This window comes from Nonomuraea sp. JJY05 (genome assembly GCF_043496855.1).
In the GTDB taxonomy this organism is placed as follows: Bacteria; Actinomycetota; Actinomycetes; order Streptosporangiales; family Streptosporangiaceae; genus Nonomuraea.
The window spans coordinates 38,156-55,815 of sequence record NZ_JBIEIS010000011.1 but is presented as its reverse complement, the minus strand read 5'-3'; the positions used below and the strand labels follow the sequence as shown (position 1 = coordinate 55,815).

Here is a 17,660-nt window from a genome sequence, read left to right as displayed (position 1 = left end):
AGAAAGAGGACACAAGGTGTCGGGTTTCGGGTGGAGCATGGGTTCACCGGTCCGCGTCGATGGCGGACGCGGACCGGCCCACGGATAGACAAGGACCTCAATGCGCGAAACGCCCGAAGAGCTCAAAGAGCTTCAGGCTCTCCTCGAAGCCTCTCTCTCCCGTTCCACCTCGCACCTGCGCTCGATCGTCACCGAGCACACCCTGACCGCGGAGCAGCTCACCCGGATCCTGACCGGGATGTGCACGCTCGCCCTGTCGACCGTGACGGCGAAGGGCGAGCCGCGGATCAGCGGCGCGGACGGACATTTCCTGCACGGCAAGTGGCACTTCGGCACGGCGCGCAGCGCCGCCAAGGCCCGTCACCTCGCGGCCCGCCCCGCCGCCAGCGTCGCGCACCTGCGCGGGGAGGATCTGGGCGTGTTCACCCACGGCACGGTGGAGATCCTCAACCCTGAGGACGGTGAGCCGGCCGCGGACTGGCCGTACCTGCTGGCGTACCTCAAGGACTTCTACGGCGACGACGACGCCTTCGACTGGGACAAGGACGTGGTCTACTACCGGCTGCGTCCGCACTGGATGACCGTCTACGCGCCCGACCTCGCGAAGCTCACCGCGACGTCCCCGTCCTGACCCGCCGCGACAGGCCCCGGGCGGGGCGCTGCGCCCGCGGTGAGCATGGCCGCAGGCGCCCTGCCCATCGAGCCCGGGTCGACGGCGCTCCGGCCCGGCGCGGACGGACCGCCTGTCCTGCACACCCCTGCCGTCAGGAGGAGGGACGCGCGTCCAGGTCGATCAGATTGCGAGCGGGGTCGGCGGCGTCGTAGAGCACGCGAACGCGGGTCTGGCCCCGCAGCCGAGGACCTGGGTCGTCGCGGAGATGGTCACTGGCCGCGGTGTATGTCCGGCCTGTCCGCTCATCCCGCCACGTCGCGTGGACAACGTAGGGGTGCCGGTTGTTCACCCGCACGCTGAAGTCGCGTCCCACGTGCTCGATCTCCGCCCACACCGGCCGGCCCTCCTGCCGGAGCCAGGCTCGCAGCCGCGTGATCCGTCGTCCCTTGACGAACAGGACCGCGCCGATCGGGGTGAACACCACCCCCAGCCCGCCGACGATCAGCGGGGCGAGGAACGCTGAGGAGAACGACGCGATCCGCGCATCGGATGGATCGTCCGGATCGTAGGCGACGGGTACGCTTTCGCCTTTCTCGTGGGACGGCGGGTTGGTGCCGGTGGAGCTCTGAAACGCGTACCGCCTGCCGCCGGCGGTGAACTCCACGGTCGGGTACCACATCGTGGTGCTGCGGGTACGGCCGTCGGAACTCCGTGTCGTGGTGGTCCGTGCGTCCAGCGCGACCACGGTGCCGTCGGTCCGTTCGGCCGAGGCCAGGAAGCCTGCCGTGGAGGCGGCGAGCGCGATGCCGACGCAGAGCAGCACCAGCCCGATTAGACCGAAGATCCCGCCCACGATGGTGAAGAGCCGTCCGTTACGCATAGGACGAGTGTGCCCAACCAGAGCAATGCGTCGTGTGGAGGGTCTGGGTGATGGCGCAGTGATGGCGGGGTGACGGCCGGGTTATGGCTGGGGCCGACACTACCGGCAGAGGCTCTGCGGCTACGGGACGAGGAAGGCCGATGGCGACGAGATTCACCTATCCCGGTGTCTATCTTGAGGAGATCGAGAGCGCGGTCCGGCCGATCGTCGGCGTCGACACGTCCGTGGCGGCGTTCGTCGGCCTGGCTCTGCGAGGGCCGCGCACCCCCACGACGATCAACGGCTGGACCGAGTACGACGGCACCTTCGGCGGGCTGTGGACCGGCAGCGAGCTGAGCTACCCGGTCTACCAGTTCTTCCTCAACGGCGGCGCCAAGGCGATCGTCGTACGGGTCGGCGCCGACATCCAGTACGCCACCATCGACCTCGGCGACAGCGTCAAGCTGCGGGCCAGGACCCCGGGCACGGCGGGCAACGCCCTGACGGCGACCGTCAAGCACGACCCCGCCGACAGCAAGCACTACACGCTGACGATCAAGGTCTCCGGCAAGACGACCGAGACGTACGAGATCTCCATCGACCCGGCCCTGCGCGGCAGGTGGCTGGACCGGGCGCTGGAGACCTCCCGGCTGGTCGGGCCGGCCGACGGCAGCCCGGTCGACAGGCGGCCCGCCGAAGGGGACAAAACCGTCACCCAGGCGGCCGACGTGACGCTCGCCGCCGCCGACGTGATCGGCGACCCGGTCCGGCGCACCGGCATACGGCCTGTTCCGCCAGGGCGCCTTCCAGGGCAGGACGGCCCGGGAGGCGTACCTCGTCAAGTGCGACAGGGAGAACAACCCGCAGGCCGACATCGACGTCGGCGTCGTCAACGTGGACGTCGGCTTCCAGCCGCTGAAACCCGCCGAGTTCGTGCGTATCCGGATCCAGCAGAAGCGTCCCGACGCCTGACGATCGGCCACTCCCTGGGAGCGACATGGTTCAGTTCTCCGTCAACACCACCCGCCTGGACCCGTACAAGAACTTCAAGTTCCGGGTGAAGTGGGACAACAAATACGTCGCCGGGATCAGCAAGGTCAGCGCCCTGCGCCGGACCACGGAAGTGGTCGAGCACCGCGACGGCGGCTTCGCGTGCCCAGCCCGCACCGGACGCCCCCGCGCCGCCGCAGGCAGCCTGTGGCCGGACTCCAGCGAGGCCCACGCGCAGGCCGGCCTCCGCACCACCCTCTGGCGGGCCGGCCGGGCCTGCCCGGGGCTGATCGTCACGGGCGGCCCGGCCATGCGGCTGGACTCGCGGGTCTCGGTCGACGTCGACGAGCTGCAGGCGTTGAGCAGGCGGCTGCACGTGCGGCGACCGGCGCAGGCCGAGGACGAGGGCTCGTGGGTGCCGCCGCGCGGCGTGCTGCTGCCCGGCTGGTACGACGAGTGGGTCGTCGCCGTCCGCGAGCGCGTCCGCCAGCTCCAGCTGCACACCGTGGAGGCTATGGCCGAACGGCAGCTCGACCAGGGCGCCTACGGCCGGGCGCTGGACCTCGCCCTGGCCGCCGTCGAGTACGAACCGCTGCGCGAGAGCTCCCAGCGCCTGGTCGTCCGCATCCACCTCGCCGAGGGCAACCTGGTCGAGGCGGTCCGCGCCGTGCACGCGTTCACGGAGCTGCTGTGGCAGGAGATCAAGGTCCGGCCGAGCGCCGAGTTCACGGGCCTGGTCGAGTTTCCGGCGCCGAGCTGACCGCGCTCGGACGGGGGTCGTCCCCCGGTACGCGCCGTACCGGGGGAGGGAAGGGTCACGCGACGAGCTGCCTGTCGGCCTCCCGCTGGATCAGGTCCTTGTCGGCGATGACCACCCCGTCGGGGGTCGCGTCGGGCAGCTCGTCCTCCAGGAAGCGGACCGGCCGGTAGCGGAAGGCCGCCAGCCCGATCAGCACGGTCACCGCGCCCGCCACGATGGTGAGCAGGGCGATCCCCCGGCCGTGCGCGGAGCCGGCGATGGGGTCGAAGACCTGCTCCACCAGCGGCCCGGCCAGCAGGAACCCGACCGGGACCAGCGCCCAGCTGAGCATCAGGTTGGTGGCGATGACCCGGCCCTGCAGGTCGAGCCCGACCTTCTGCTGCACGATGGCGAACCAGTGCGCGTTCAGCAGCGCGGTGAGCAGCCCGACGAGGAAGAGCCCGATCGCCGGCAGCGCCGGGTGAGGCGCGATCCCGATGACGGCGAAGGCGACGCCCAGCGCCATGAAGGAGCCGAGGATGCCGTTGGTGCGCCGCGCCAGGCCACCGGTCACCGTCATGATCAGGCTGCCCAGCAGGAGTCCGATGCCGGTCATCGAGAGCGCCACGCCCAGGCCGCGGGTGTCGGTGAGGCTGAGCAGCAGCGGCGTGGACAGGACCTCGACCATGGCGAACGGGAAGTTCAGGAACGCCGTGAACAGGATGATCGCCAGCAGTCCGTGCCTGCGGCTGATGTAGCGCCAGCCGCCGGTGACCTCCTGCCAGAACGGCTCCTCCCGCTTCTTGAAGAGCGTGTCCGGGAAGCGGACCGCCAAGGTCACGACGACCGCGAAGGCGAACGTGGACAGGTCGATCAGGATGATGCCGCTCAGCCCGACGGCGGCCACCAGCGCGCCGCCCAGCAGCGGCGCCAGCACGGTTCCCGCGGCCTGTCCCAGCTGGGTCAGGCCGTTGGCCCTGCCGTAATAGCGTTTGGGCACCAGCTGGGCCACGGCCGCCATGTAGGCGGGCTGGTGGAAGGCCGTCGACACCGCGCCGACGGCGACGATGAGGTAGACGTGCCAGAGCTGGAGCCCGCCCGTCCAGAGCAGGGCGGCCAGCGAGATGGAGGCGCACCCCGCCGCCGAGTCGGCGGCGATCATGACGAGCCTGCGGTCGAAGCGGTCCGCCACCGCTCCGGCGATCGGTGCCAGCACGACGGCGGGCAGCAGCGCCATGACCGAGACGAGGGCGAACATCGACAGCGACTGCGTCTGCTGGTAGGCCCACAGCCCCAGGCCGAAGGTGGTCAGCCCGGTGCCGATCAGCGACACCAGCTGGCCGAAGGCCACCAGGCCGAACGTCTTCAGGCTGGCCTGCTGGTAGCGGGGCGGCAGCGGAGCCGGGGGCCGGTCGTCGCCGCCGAGGATCCCGGCCAGCTCCGGCGCCTGGTGCTTCTGGAAGTAGTGCCCGGCCTTGGGGATGACCTCCAGCGACACCGAGTCGGAGAAGGCCTCCCACTCGCGGAAACGCTCCTCGTACAGCTCGGTGGCGCGGTCGTTCTCGCCGACCACGCACACCAGCGGCGCCGACAGCTTCTTGATGGGCTCCTTGTAGAGCTCGGTGTAGTAGTCCTCGCCCTCCTGGGTGTCGTGGAGGAAGACGCCCATGATGAAGTCGCGCTCGCGAGGGTCCAGCGCCTCGGTGAAGAAGCCCATGGCCCGCAGGAACTCCAGCGCCTGCCGCTTGGAGGTCCACCGCTCCATCGGGAAGGTCCTGCGGAACCAGGCGAAGGCCTTGCCCGGCAGGCGGGGCGCGGGGAAGTGCCCGCCGATCACCACCTTCTCCGGCTCGACGCCCTCCTCCTCCAGCCTGCGGGCCAGCTCGACGGTGAGCGCGCCGCCCATGCAGTGGCCGTAGAGCGCGAGGGGCCCGTCGACCTTCTCCTTGATCTCCTTCACGCAGCCCTCGACGAGCTCGTGGAAGGACAGCACGGGTTCGCCGGGGTTGCCGGTGTCGTGGCCCGGCGGCTCCAGCGCGAGCATGCTGATGTGCTCGGGCAGGGCCGCGGCCAGCGGCTGGTACGTGATCGCGCCGGCGCCCGCGAACGGCAGGCAGACCAGGGTCAGCGAGGCCGCCGGGCGCGCAGGCGTCAGTTCATGCAGCAGGCCGATGTTCTGCGACGAGCCGTCGAGCGTGGCGAACGCCCGGATCGTGGGGTTCTTGAAGAGGTCCAGCACGGTCGCCTGGATCCCCGAGTCCCGTACGGCACGCACGGCCTTGAAGGAGTCGCCGCCCAGCCCGAAGAAGTCGTCGTCGATCCCGATCCCCTTCACGCCCAGGATCTCCGTCCAGAGCTCGACCAGCTTGACCTCGGCCGGCGTCCGCGGTGCCGCGCCCTCGGCGCGGGCCTGGCTCACCGGCTCGGGCAGCGCCTTGCGGTCCACCTTGCCGTTGGGGGTGAGCGGCAGCGCCTCCAGCGGCACGAACGCCGAAGGGATCATGTAGTCGGGCAGCTTGCGCCGCAGGTACTCGCGCCAATCATGATCGGAGTCGGCGGCCAGGTAGGCGGCGATGCTCTTGTCCTCGTCCGAGCCGCGCACCACCACGGCCGCCTCGCGGACCGCCGGATGCGCCAGCAGGAGCGACTCGATCTCGCCCAGCTCGATCCGGTAGCCGCGGACCTTCACCTGCCCGTCGGCCCGGCCGAGGAACTCGATCGAGCCGTCGGCCCGGCGGCGGGCGAGGTCACCGGTCCGGTACAGCCGGCTGCCGTCCTGCCAGGTGACGAAGCGTTCGGCCGTCAGTTCGGGCTGGTGGAGGTAGTCGCGGGCCAGGCCCGCCCCGCCGATGTAGAGCTCGCCGACCACGCCGGTCGGAACCAGCTGCATCGCGGTGTCGAGCAGGTGGATCCGGGTGTTGGCGATCGGGTGGCCGATCGTGATCGGCCCGTCGGTGACGCGGGTGAGGGTGGACCAGATCGTGGTCTCGGTGGGCCCGTACATGTTCCACAGCTCGGCCACCCGCCCGCGCAGGCCGGTGGCCAGGTCGGCGGGCAGGGCCTCACCGCCGCAAAGCGCCTTCAGCCCCGGCTTGCCCTCCCAACCGGCCGACAGCAGCAGCCGCCAGGTGGCCGGGGTGGCCTGCATGACCGTCGCGTCCTCCAGCAGCGCGGCCAGGCCCACCGGGTCGTAGGCCGCCTCGCGGCCGGCGATCACCACGCGGGCGCCGACCGTGAGCGGCAGGAACAGCTCCAGCACCGAGATGTCGAACGCGAACGTCGTGACGGCCAGGAGCGTGTCCTGGCCGGTCAGGCCGGGCTCGCGGCTCATCGAGGCGAGGAAGTTGACCACTGAGGAGTGCTGGACGCGCACGCCCTTGGGGCGCCCGGTGGAGCCGGAGGTGTACAGGACGTAGCAGGGGTTCTCCTGGGTGGCCAGCGCGGGCAGCCGTTCCGGGCTCTCCTCCGGGAAGCCGTCGTCGGTGAGGATCAGCTCGCCCTGGTAGCCGGTGTAGCGCCCGGCCAGCTCGTGCTCGGTGACCAGGACGCCGATGCCGGAGTGCTCCAGGATGTAGTCTTGGCGCTCCTGCGGGTACATCGGGTCGAGCGGCACGTACGCGCCACCGGCCTTGAGCACGCCGAGCAGGGTGACCAGCATCGTGGCCGACCGCTCCATCGCGACGCCCACCAGCGTCTCGGGCCCCGTGCCCGCCGCCCGCAGGCGCCGGGCGACCCGGTTGGCCCGCTCCTCCAGCTCCCGGTACGTCATCGAGGCGCCCTCGAAGGTGACGGCCACGGCGTCGGGCGTCCGGTCGGCCTGGGCCTCCACCAGCTCGTGGATGCACAGGTCGGGCACCTCGACGTCCTCGCTGGCCAGCTGCTCGGCCAGCTCCTCGCCGGTGAGGAACACCAGGCCGGACAGCGCGGTGCCGGGCGCCGCGGCGATCGCGGAGAGCAGGGTCTCGTAGTGCCGCAGCAGCCGCCGGGCGGTGCCGGCGTCGTAGAGCGCGGTGTTGTACTCCAGCCGGCACAGCAGCTCGTCGCCCTGCTCGTAGACGTAGAGCACCAGGTCCACCTGGGCGGTGCCGGCCTCCACGGCCAGCTCCTCCACGGCCAGCCCGGCCATGCCCAGGTCGCTCTGGGGCAGGTTGAGCAGGTTGAACAGCACCTGGAAGAGCGGGTTGCGCGACAGGTCCCTGGGTGGGTTGAGCTCCTCCACCAGCTGCTCGAACGGCACGTCCTGATGGGCGTAGGCGCCCAGGGCGTACTCGCGCACCTGCGCCAGCAGCTGCGTGTACGGCATGTGGCCGTCCATCGAGGCCCGCATGACCAGGGTGTTGATGAAGCAGCCCGCGATGCCCTCGAACTCGGGGCGGGTGCGCCCGGCCACCGGCGAGCCGACGCAGATGTCCTCCTGGCCGCTGTAGCGGTACAGCAGCGTGTGCAGCGCGGCCAGCAGGGTCATGTAGAGGGTGGCGCCGCGCTCCTGGCTCAGCTTCCGCAGCGCCCCGGCCAGCTCCGCGGGGAGCACATGGGTGGCGACCGCCCCCTCGAAGGTCTGCATCGGCGGGCGCGGCCGGTCCGTGGGCAGGTCCAGGCTGTGCGGGATGCCGCGCAGCCGCTCCTTCCAGAAGCCGAGGTCGGCGACCTGCTCCCGCTGCCAGCGCGCGTAGTCGCGGTACCTGACCCGCCGCTCGGGGAGCGTCTCGCCGTTGTACAGCGCGGCCAGCTCGGTCCGCAGCAGGGTGATCGACCAGCCGTCCACCACGATGTGGTGGAAGCCGAGCGACAGGACGTGGTGATCCGGGGCGAGCCGCAGCAGCCGGGCCCGGAACAGCGGGCCGTGCGCCAGGTCGAACGGCTCGGCCGCGGCCTCGCTCAGCGCCCGCTCGGCGTCGTCGCAGTCCTCGACCGGCAGCGGCACCTCCCCTGCGGGCAGCACCACTTGCACCGGCTCGCCGTCCAGCTCGCGGAAGACGGTCCGCAGCGACTCGTGCCGCCGCACCAGCTCGCGCAGGGCGCCGTGCAGCCGCTCCACGTCCAGCTCGCCCCGCAGGTCCAGCGCCGTGGCCACGGCGTACGCGGCCGAGCCGTGCACCTGGTCGATGAACCACATGCGCCGCTGGATGAACGAGACGGGAGAGGGGCCGGGCTCCTCGACTACGGGGATGACCTCACGAGCTCCCACCGACGCGACGGCGGGGATCACCGCGGGGGCGACGGCGGGGGCGAGCGCGGAGGCGACGAGCGCGCGCTGGCCGCTCAGCGTCGGGTGCTCGAAGATCGCCTCGATCGGCAGGCCGAGGCGGGAGGCGAGCTGGGTGGCCACGAGGGAGTCGCCGCCCAGGCCGAAGAAGTCGTCCTGCGGGCCGGCCGGCGCGATGCCGAGCACGTCCTGCCAGGCGGCGGCGACCGCGTCGAGCTCCTGGACCGCGGCCGCCACCGGCTCGGCCGCCGTCAGCGGCGCCGGGGACGCCGCCGAGAAGCGCCGGGCGCGCGGCTCGATCCAGTAGCGGCGCCGCTCGAACGGGTACGTGGGCAGCGGCACCCGCCGTCCCGGCGGCCCGAACGCCGTCCAGTCGACGCCGGCACCGCTCACCCACAGCCGTCCAATGCCCTCCAGCAGGCCGGACAGCCCGCTGTCCGGCTCGGTGAACGGCGCCACCGCCGCCTGGCCCCCCTGGCGGCGTACCAGGGTGGTCAGCGTACGGCCCGGCCCTGCCTCGATCACCGCCGCGTCGGCCGCCACCAGGGCGCCGGCGCAGTCGGCGAACCGCACGGTCTCCCGCAGGTGGCGCACCCAGTAGGCGGGGTCCTTGGTCTCGGCGCCGGACACCCAGCCGCCCGTGACGTTGGACAGGTACGGCAGCTCCGGCGTGCCCAATTGCACCGAGGCGACCTCGGCGGCGAAGGCGTCGAGCACCGGGTCCAGCATGGCGGAGTGGAAGGCGTGGGAGGTGCGCAGCGCGCGGCAGGCGACGCCGCGCTCCACCAGCCGCCGCTCCAGCTCGGCGACGGCCTGCTCCGGGCCGGCCAGGACGCACAGCTCCGGGGCGTTGACCGCCGCCAGCGAGATGTCGTCGCCGAGCAGGTCGCCGACCTCCGACTCGGGCAGCGGCACGGCCAGCATCGAGCCGGGGGGCAGGCTCTGCACCAGGCGGCCGCGGGCGGCGACCAGGCGCAGGGCGTCCTCCAGGGTGAAGACCCCGGCCAGGCAGGCGGCGACGTACTCGCCGATGCTGTGCCCGGCCATCATCGCCGGGCGGACGCCGCGCTCGATCAGCGTGCGGGCGAGCGCGTACTCGGTGACGAAGAGCGCGGGCTGGGTGAGCCAGGTCTGGTCCAGGTCGCCGGCGTCGCCGTACAGGACCTCGCGCAGGTCGAGGCCGAGGTGCGGCTCGAGGAGGCCGGCGCAGGTGTCGACGCCGGCGCGGAAGACGCTCTCCGCTCGGTACAGGCCCGCGGCCATGCCGCGGCGCTGGGCGCCCTGGCCGGGGAAGAGGAAGGCGACCTCGCGCGGGCGTGACTCGCCTGTGATGAGCTCGGCGTCCTGCGCCGACCGGTGGTCCTCGGCGACCAGGACGCCGCGGTGCCGCAGCTGGCGGCGGCCGTGCCGGAGGGTGGCGGCGACCTCGCCCAGATCCGTGTCCGGACGCGCGGCCAGGTGGACGCGCAGCCGCGTGGCCGTCTCGGCCAGCGCCGACTCGCCGGCGGCCGACATGACGAGCAGGTGCGGGCCGTCCGCCGGCGGGGCGGCGGACGGCTCGGGCGCCTCCTCCAGCACCACGTGGGCGTTGGTGCCGCCCATCCCGAACGCGCTGACGCCCGCCCTGCGCGGTCCCGGGCCCTGCGGCCATTCCGCGCTTGCTGTGGGCACGTAGAACGGGCTGAAGTCGATGCGCGGGTTGGGCGTCGCGAAGTTGACCGTCGGCGGCAGCGTACGGTGCTTGAGCGCCAGCACGGTCTTGATCAGCCCGGCCATCCCGGCGGCGGCGTCGGCGTGACCGATGTTGGACTTGACCGAGCCCAGCGCGATCGGGCGATCCCCGGTGAACACCTGGGACAGCGCCGCGACCTCGATGGGATCGCCGAGCGCGGTGCCCGTGCCGTGCGCCTCGACGTAGCCGATCGTGCCGGGGTCGACGCCGGCCGAGGCCAGCGCCGCGGTGATGACCTCGGCCTGCCCGTCCACGGCCGGCGCGGTGTAGCCGATCTTCCTGGTGCCGTCGTTGTTGACCGCGGAGCCGCGTACGACGGCGTGGATGGGGTCGCCCGCGGCGAGGGCGTCCTCCAGGCGCTTCAGCACGACGATCCCCACGCCGCTGGCGCCGATCGTGCCCTGCGCCTCGGCGTCGAAGGGCCGGCAGTGGCCGTCCGGCGAGCCGATGCCGCCGCTCTGGTAGAGGTAGCCGCGGCGGCTCCAGGCGTTCACCCGCACCGCCCCGGCCAGCGCGAGGTCGCAGTCGCCCGCGATCAGGCTCTGCCTGGCCAGGTGGAGGGCGACCAGCGAGGTGGAGCAGGCGCTGTTGACGCTGACGCTCGGCCCGCGCAGGTCGAGCTTGTACGAGGTCCTGGTCGGCAGGGAGTCCTTGTCGTTGCTGAGCATGACCTGGTAGTCGCCCACGGCCTTGAGCACGTCGGGCGCGGCCAGCAGGTTCTCGATGTAGTAGCTGCTCATCGCCGAACCGGCGAAGACGCCGATGCGTCCCGGGTGGCGGGCGGGGTCGCAGCCCGCGTCCTCCAGCGCCTCCCAGGCGGTCTCCAGGAACAGGCGCTGCTGCGGGTCGAGGATCTCGGCCTCGCGCGGGGTGAACTCGAACAGCGTGGCGTCGAACAGGTCGATGCCGTCCAGCACCGTCCCCGACCTCACGTAGGCGGGGTCCGCCAGCCGGTCGGGGTCCTCGCCGTCGGCGAGCAGCTCCTCGTCGGTGAAGTCCTGTACGGCCTCCACGCCGTCGCGGATCGCCGCCCAGAACTCCTCGGGCCCCGTGGCGCCGGGGAAGCGGCAGGCTATGCCGACGATGGCGAGCGCGCCGCCGGCGGCGGGCGCGGTGCTCGCGACCGCCGCCGGCGCCGGCGCGTCGGGGCTCAGGTAGGCCGTCAGCGAGGCGATCGTCGGGTACCTGAACAGGTCGGTGACCGTCAGGCTGAACCGCTTGCGCAGCCGCTCGTGCACCTGCAGGACCAGCAGCGAGTGGCCGCCCACGTCGAAGAAGTTGTCGTCGGGGCCGAAGGCGTCGCTGCCCAGCGCCTCGCGCCAGGCCCGGGTGACGAGCTGGGAGACCTGATGACGCGGCATTCCCCCGGACGCCTCGTCCCCGCTCATCGCCAGGGCGAGCACTCGCCGGAGGTCGGCCACCAGATCGCGGATCGTGCCCGCGTGGAACAGGTCGGTGTTGTACTCCACGAGCCCGTCCAGGGTCTCGCGGACGCCCACGGTCAGGTCGAACTTGGCCGTGCGCTCGGGGATCTCCACGGGGGTGACCGTCAGCCCGTCCAGCTCCAGCGCCGCCGTGGCCTCGGGCAACATGTTGAACATCGTCTGGAACACCGGGCTGCGGTCCAGGCGGCGCTCCGGGTTGAGCTCCTCCACCAGCCGCTCGAAGGGCATCCCCTGGTGGTCGTGGGCGTCGAGCACCGCGTCCTTGACCCGCTCGACCACCTCGGCGAACGACGGGTCGCCCGACAGGTCGGCGCGGATGGCCAGGGTGTTGGTGAAGAACCCGATCAGGCCCTCGAACTCGACCTTGTCCCGGTTGGCGATGGGCGTGCCCACCACCAGGTCCCGCCCGCCCGAGCGCCGGGAGAGCACCACCAGATAGGCCGCGAACAGCACCATGTAGGGAGTGGCGCCCAGGCTCCGGCAGTACGCCTTGAACTCCTCGCGCGGCAGGTCGAGGGAGAAGGGCAGCTCGGCGCCCGCGTACGTCTGGACGGCCGGCCGCGGCAGGTCCGCCGGCAGCTCGCTGATCGGCGGCGCGCCCGCCAGCGCCTCCCGCCAGAAGTCCAGATCCCGGCCGTAGTCGTTCTCCCGCTGCCAGATCGCGTAGTCGGGGTACTGCCGGGGCAGCGCCGGCAGCTCCTGACCGTTGTAGAGCGCGCCGAGCTCCCGGCGCAGCACGTCCAGCGACCAGGCGTCGGCGACGATGTGGTGGAGCGTGAGGTGCAGGACGTGCCGGTCCGCGCCTTCGCGCTCCAGGTGCGCGCGGATGAGCGGGCCGGTGGTCAGGTCCATCGGCGTGCCGTCGGCGGCGTCCGCCAGGTCGATCGCCAGCGAGGCGGCCACGATCTGGTACGGGCCGTCCTCGTCCATGGCGAACGTGGTGCGCAGGCTCTCGTGCCTGGCCACCAGGGCGTTCAGCGCGCGGTGCAGCGCGTCGCGGTCGAGCGGGCCTTCGATGCGGAAGGCGAGCGGTATGAGGTAGTGCGCGGCGCCCGGGGCCATCCGGTCCAGGTACCAGGCGCGGAGCTGGGTGAAGGACATGGGCAGCCGGTCGGGCCTGGGCCGCTCGGCCTGCTGCTGCTTCTTCTTCCGTAACGCTTCCAGGAGCTGGCGCTGCTGGGCTGACAGGCTCATTCGTCACCTTCCATCGACCGCAGCAGGGCCTCGGCCTCGTCATCTGAATACGCGGCGACCATGAGATAGAGCTCGGCGGCCGCCTCCACGTCCGGCGACGCGAGCTGGGTGGCGAGCTCGGCGACGGTCGGGTGGGCGAAGAGCGTCCGCAGCGGCACCCGCACGTCCAGCGCCTCCTGCAACCGGGAGGCGATCTGGGTCGCGTTGAGCGAGTGGCCGCCCAGCTCGAAGAGGTTGTCGTGCCGCCCGACCTCGCCGCCCAGCACCTCCTGCCAGATGGCGGCGATGGTCTGCTCCACCGGGGTGACCGGCGCGGCGACGGTCCGCACGCTCTGGCCGGGGTCCGGCAGGGCGTGCCGGTCCACCTTGCCGGAAGGATTCACCGGCAGGGCGTCCAGCGCGACGAACGTGCTCGGCACCATGTACTCGGGCAGCCGTTCGGCCAGGTAGGGACGGAGCTCGGGAGTCCCGTCGGCGACCACGTAGGCCACCAGCCTGCCCTCCACGACCATGACGAACGCCTCGCGCACGGCCGGGTGCCCGGCCAGCACCGCGGCGATCTCGCCGGGCTCGACCCGGTAGCCGCGGATCTTGACCTGGTCGTCCGCGCGGCCCAGGAACTCGATCTCCCCGGCCTCGTTGCGGCGGGCCAGGTCACCGGTCCGGTAGAGCCGGCGCCCGTCCCTCCAGGTGATGAAACGTTCCTCCGTGAGCTCGGGCTGGCCGTGGTAGCCCCTGGCCAGGCAGGCGCCGCCGAGGTGCAGCTCGCCGGGGACGCCGTCGGGCGCCTCGTGGCCCAGGCGGTTCAGGATCAGCGCCTGGACGCCGGTGACGGGCACGCCGATGGGCGGCAGCCGGGGCCAGTCCGCCGGAGGGCCGGTGAGCGTGTGGGCGATGTCGATGATCGCGCCCTCGGTGGGCCCGTACTGGTTGTGCAGCGTCATCCACGGCTTGACGAACCGCTCGAGCTGCGGGGTGACCTGGAGCTGCTCGCCCGCGGTGATCACCTCGCGCAGCGTGGCGGGCGGCTCCACACCGGCGCCGGCCAGCGACTGCAGCGCCACGAAGGGCAGGAAGATCCGCTCCACGCGGGTCCGGGCGATGTGGTCGAGCAGGGCGGCCGGGTCGCGCCGCACCTCGTCGCTGACCATCACCAGCGTCCCGCCGTACGCCCAGGTGCTGAAGATCTCCTGCACCGAGACGTCGAAGCCGAGCGCGGTGAACTGCAGGCTCCGGTAGGCGCCGCTGTGCCAGGCCATGAGGTTGGCGACCGGGCGGTGCGGCATCGCCACGCCCTTGGGCTGTCCGGTCGAGCCCGAGGTGAACAGGATGTAGGCCAGGTCGTCCGGCGTGACGCCGCTGTCGGGCCGGTGTTCGGGCTGTCCGTCGAGGTCGGTGTCGACGTGCACGGGCCGCTCGTGCGGCAGGCCGCCGGCCAGCGCCCGGTGCGTCACCAGGACCGGGGTGTCGACGCGGCCGAGCACCTGGGTGAGGCGTCCCTCGGGGTAGGAGGGGTCGAGCGGTACGTACGCGCCGCCCGACTTCAGGATCCCCAGCAGGGCCACGGGCAGGTCGAGCGAGCGCCGTACGTGCAGGGCGACCGGCACCTCCGGGCCGACCCCCAGCCCCCGCAGGAGGTGGGCCAGCCTGTTGGCCCGCCGGTCGAGCTCGGCGTAGGTGAGGGCGGCGCCCTCGAACTCGACGGCGACCGCGTCGGGCGTCCGGTCGGCCTGCTGTTCGAAGAGCCGGTGCAGGCACTGGTCGGGGCCGCGGCCGGGGGGCTCGTGCTCGCGGGCGAGCAGCGCGGACAGCGGCGCCGCCGGGTCGGCCGCCACCTGCTCCAGGACGCGCACGTAGTGGCCCAGCAGCCGCTCCGCGGTGGCGCGCTCGAACAGGTCGGTGGCGAACTCCAGGCTCATCTCCCGCCCTTCGGCGTAGAGCACCAGGTCGGCCTTGGCGCCGCCGTTCTCGACCTCCTCGAGGATCCGGAAGCTCACCCCGCCGCCCCGCCTGGCGTCCGCCGGCTCCTGCATCGCGAACATCACGTCGAAGGGCGGCCGGCCGTCGGGACACAGCTCCCGTACGATCTCCTCGAGCGGCACGTCCGAAGGCGTGGCCAGGACCGTCGCCCGCACCTGTGCCAGCAGGCGCTCGAAGGTCGGGTCGCCGTCCAGGCCGGTCCTGATCGGCAGCGTCTCCACGTAGAAGCCGATCATCGAGTCCGCGCCCGGCGTCTCCCTGCCGGAGAACGGCACGCCCGTCACGATGTCGTCCTGGCCGCTGTAGCGGTGCAGCAGCGCCTGGAAGGCGGCGAACAGCACCATGAACGGGCTGGCCTGGGCACGCCTGCCCAGCGACTCCAGCTCGGTGAGCAGCCCGTCCGGCAGCGTGGCCCGCACGCGGGCGCCGCGCCGCGCGGGTCCCGCCGAACCCGGGCGGTCCGCGGGCAGCCCCAGCCGCTCGGGCGGCGAGTCCAGGACCTTCCTCCAGTACGGCAGGCTGTCCAGGCCCTGCCCGCGCCGGTACGGCCCGGCCACCGCGGGCAGGCTCTCCCCGGCGTAGAGCCGCGCCAGCTCGTCCAGGAAGACCCCGGCCGACCAGCCGTCGAAGGCGATGTGGTGGACGGTCACGAGCAGCCGGTGCCGGTCGTCGGCGAGCCGGAGCAGCAGCGCCCGCAGCACGGGGCCGTTGCGCAGGTCGAAGGGGTCACGCGCGTGGTGCAGCGCCAGGGCGTGCGCGCCGCGCGGGGTGGCGTCCATGACCTTCATCCGCACGGGCGCCGCCTCGTCGACCACGGGCACCGGCTCGCCGTCGCGCTCTTCGTAGCGGGTGCGCAGGGGCGGGTGCCTGCGCACGATCTCGTTGATCGCGTCCTCCAGGCGCCCGGTGTCGAGAGGGCCGTCCAGGGCGAACAGGATGGGCACGTTGTACTGGGCGCCGGGCGCCACCTGGTCGATGAACCAGAGCCGGCGCTGCGCGGGTGTGATCCCGGAGGCGACGGCCGGGGTCACGGCCGTCGCCTCCGGCAGGCCGTCGATCGCGCGGGCGAGCTCGGCGAGCGCGGGATGTTCGAAGAGCATCCGGGGTTCGACCGGCTTGCCCAGGGTCTCGAAGGCGCGCGCGGCGACGCGCATCGCCAGCAGCGACTGGCCGCCCAGGGCCAGGAAGTCGTCCTCGGCGCCGACCGGCCCGGCGTCCAGGACGTCCTGCCAGATCTCGGCCAGCAGCACCTCGGTGGGGGTGGCGGGCGGCGTGATCGAGCGGGACGCGCGGACCGGGTCCGGCAGCGCGGCCCGATCCACCTTGCCGTTGCCGGTCAGCGGGAGCTCGTCCAGGAAGACCCAGGCGGTGGGGACCATGTAGTCGGGCAGGAACCGGCGCAGGTGGGCGCGTGCCTCCTGCTCGGTCGCCGTGCCCACGACGTAGGCGACCAGCTCGTGGCCGCGGACGGCGGTGGTGGCGGCGCGTACCCCCTCGTGCCCGGCGAGCACGGTCTCGACCTCGCCGAGCTCCACCCGGTTGCCACGGATCTTGACCTGGTCGTCGAGGCGCCCCAGGAACTCGATCTCGCCCGCCCGGTTGCGGCGGGCCAGGTCGCCGGTGCGGTAGAGGAGCCGCCCGTCCCGGTCGCGGACGAAACGTTCGGCCGTGAGGTCGGGCTGGTCCAGGTAGCCCAGGCCGACGCACACGCCGCCGAGGTGGATCTCGCCCTCGTCGACCGGCCGAAGCTCCTCGTCCAGGAGGTGGACGGTGACGCCGGGCAGCGGCGTGCCGAGCGCGGGCGGGCGGCTCTGGCCGTCGTGGACGGGCACCACGCCGGCGATGGCGTTGACGGCGCATTCCGCCGGGCCGTACAGGTTGATCAGCCGGAAGGGCAGCCCGGGCCTGGGATAGGTGGTGAGCCGGTCGCCGCCGGTGCTCAGCGTCGCGAGCTCGGTCCCCTCCGGCCAGGACAGGCCGAGCAGGCCCTCGGCGATGGGAGTGGGCGCGTAGCAGGTGGTCAGCTCCTGCTCCACGATCCAGTCGCGGAGGGCGGGCAGCGAGAGCCTGATCCGCTCGGTGGGGATGACCATCGTGGTGCCCGCGGTCAGGTACATCCAGATCTCCCAGACCGACGGGTCGAAGTTGGGGCTGGTGAGCAGCGGGGCACGGCCGCCGGGGCCGAAGGTCTCGTGGGACCACCTGATCAGGTTGGTCAGCGCGCGGTGAGGGACGAGCACCCCCTTCGGCGTCCCCGTGGAGCCGGAGGTGTGGACGACGTAGGCGAGGTCGTCGGGCTCGACGTCGGGCGGGGGCGGCGCGTCCGACTCGGAGGGGGCGTCGATCACCGGGATGCCGTCGGGGATCAGCGATCTCCACTCCGGCGCCGTGATCACGGCCGCGGCGCCCGCCAGCATGGCGTGGATCCGCTCCACGGGCGTGGCCGGGTCGATCGGCGCGAAGGCGATGCCCGCCTTCATCGCGCCGAGCTGCCCCGCGACCAGCCGGATCGAACGGCCGGCGAGCACGGCCACCCAGCGCTGTCCGGTCATCGTGAGATGACGCAGCTGGGCGGCGATGCCGTTTGCCAGGCGATCTAACTGCCGGTAAGTGAGGTGTTCTTGTCCGGCCGAAACAGCGACCCTTTCGGGGGCCGCGCACAACTGCTCCTGGTAAAGGTGCAGAACAGATGCAAAGGGTGACGCATCTGACGTCATTGTCACGCCTGCCGATTGTTGAGTTTTTTAGGACCTTTTGGGGTGGGCCGCCGAACAGAATGACCTGGTCATTAGATCTCTGTCAACCATCGAATGATCATGCGATCCATGGGCGGGGGCGGGCGTGAGGTGCTCAACCGGCAGGGGGCGTCCTTCGTAGTGCCTGGACACTCCTATACTTGCGC

At 72.3% G+C, this 17,660-nt stretch carries 6 protein-coding genes; 3 read left to right on the top strand and 3 right to left on the bottom strand.

Features of this window, described 5'->3' with window-relative positions; all coding sequences use genetic code 11:
* Nucleotides 1-100 precede the first annotated feature (100 nt).
* Nucleotides 101-631, top strand: coding sequence for a pyridoxamine 5'-phosphate oxidase family protein (locus tag ACFKCF_RS18860; protein WP_394495179.1), 531 nt, complete (start codon nucleotides 101-103; stop codon nucleotides 629-631).
* A 133-nt stretch (nucleotides 632-764) separates the two neighbouring features.
* On the opposite strand, the gene ACFKCF_RS18855 is transcribed toward ACFKCF_RS18860, so the two are convergent.
* On the bottom strand, nucleotides 765-1,493 hold the full coding sequence (locus ACFKCF_RS18855; RefSeq protein WP_394495178.1) for a DUF3592 domain-containing protein: 729 nt from the start codon (nucleotides 1,491-1,493) through the stop codon (nucleotides 765-767).
* A gap of 140 nt (nucleotides 1,494-1,633) precedes the next feature.
* On the opposite strand from ACFKCF_RS18855, the gene ACFKCF_RS18850 reads away from it, so the two are divergent.
* A complete protein-coding gene (locus ACFKCF_RS18850; RefSeq protein WP_394495177.1) occupies nucleotides 1,634-2,533 on the top strand; it encodes a hypothetical protein in 900 nt (299 codons plus the stop codon).
* Entirely contained in the window at nucleotides 2,470-3,222 is a 753-nt protein-coding gene (locus ACFKCF_RS18845) for a BTAD domain-containing putative transcriptional regulator (RefSeq protein WP_394495175.1), read from the top strand. Before ACFKCF_RS18850 ends, ACFKCF_RS18845 begins: the two co-directional genes overlap by 64 nt.
* Before the next feature lie 55 nt (nucleotides 3,223-3,277).
* Here ACFKCF_RS18845 and ACFKCF_RS18840 read toward each other — a convergent pair whose 3' ends face one another.
* On the bottom strand, nucleotides 3,278-12,778 hold the full coding sequence (locus ACFKCF_RS18840) for an amino acid adenylation domain-containing protein (protein WP_394495174.1): 9,501 nt from the start codon (nucleotides 12,776-12,778) through the stop codon (nucleotides 3,278-3,280).
* Nucleotides 12,775-17,475, bottom strand: a complete 4,701-nt coding sequence (locus ACFKCF_RS18835; protein ID WP_394495172.1) for an amino acid adenylation domain-containing protein — start codon at nucleotides 17,473-17,475, stop codon at nucleotides 12,775-12,777. Before ACFKCF_RS18835 ends, ACFKCF_RS18840 begins: the two co-directional genes overlap by 4 nt.
* Nucleotides 17,476-17,660 lie beyond the last annotated feature (185 nt).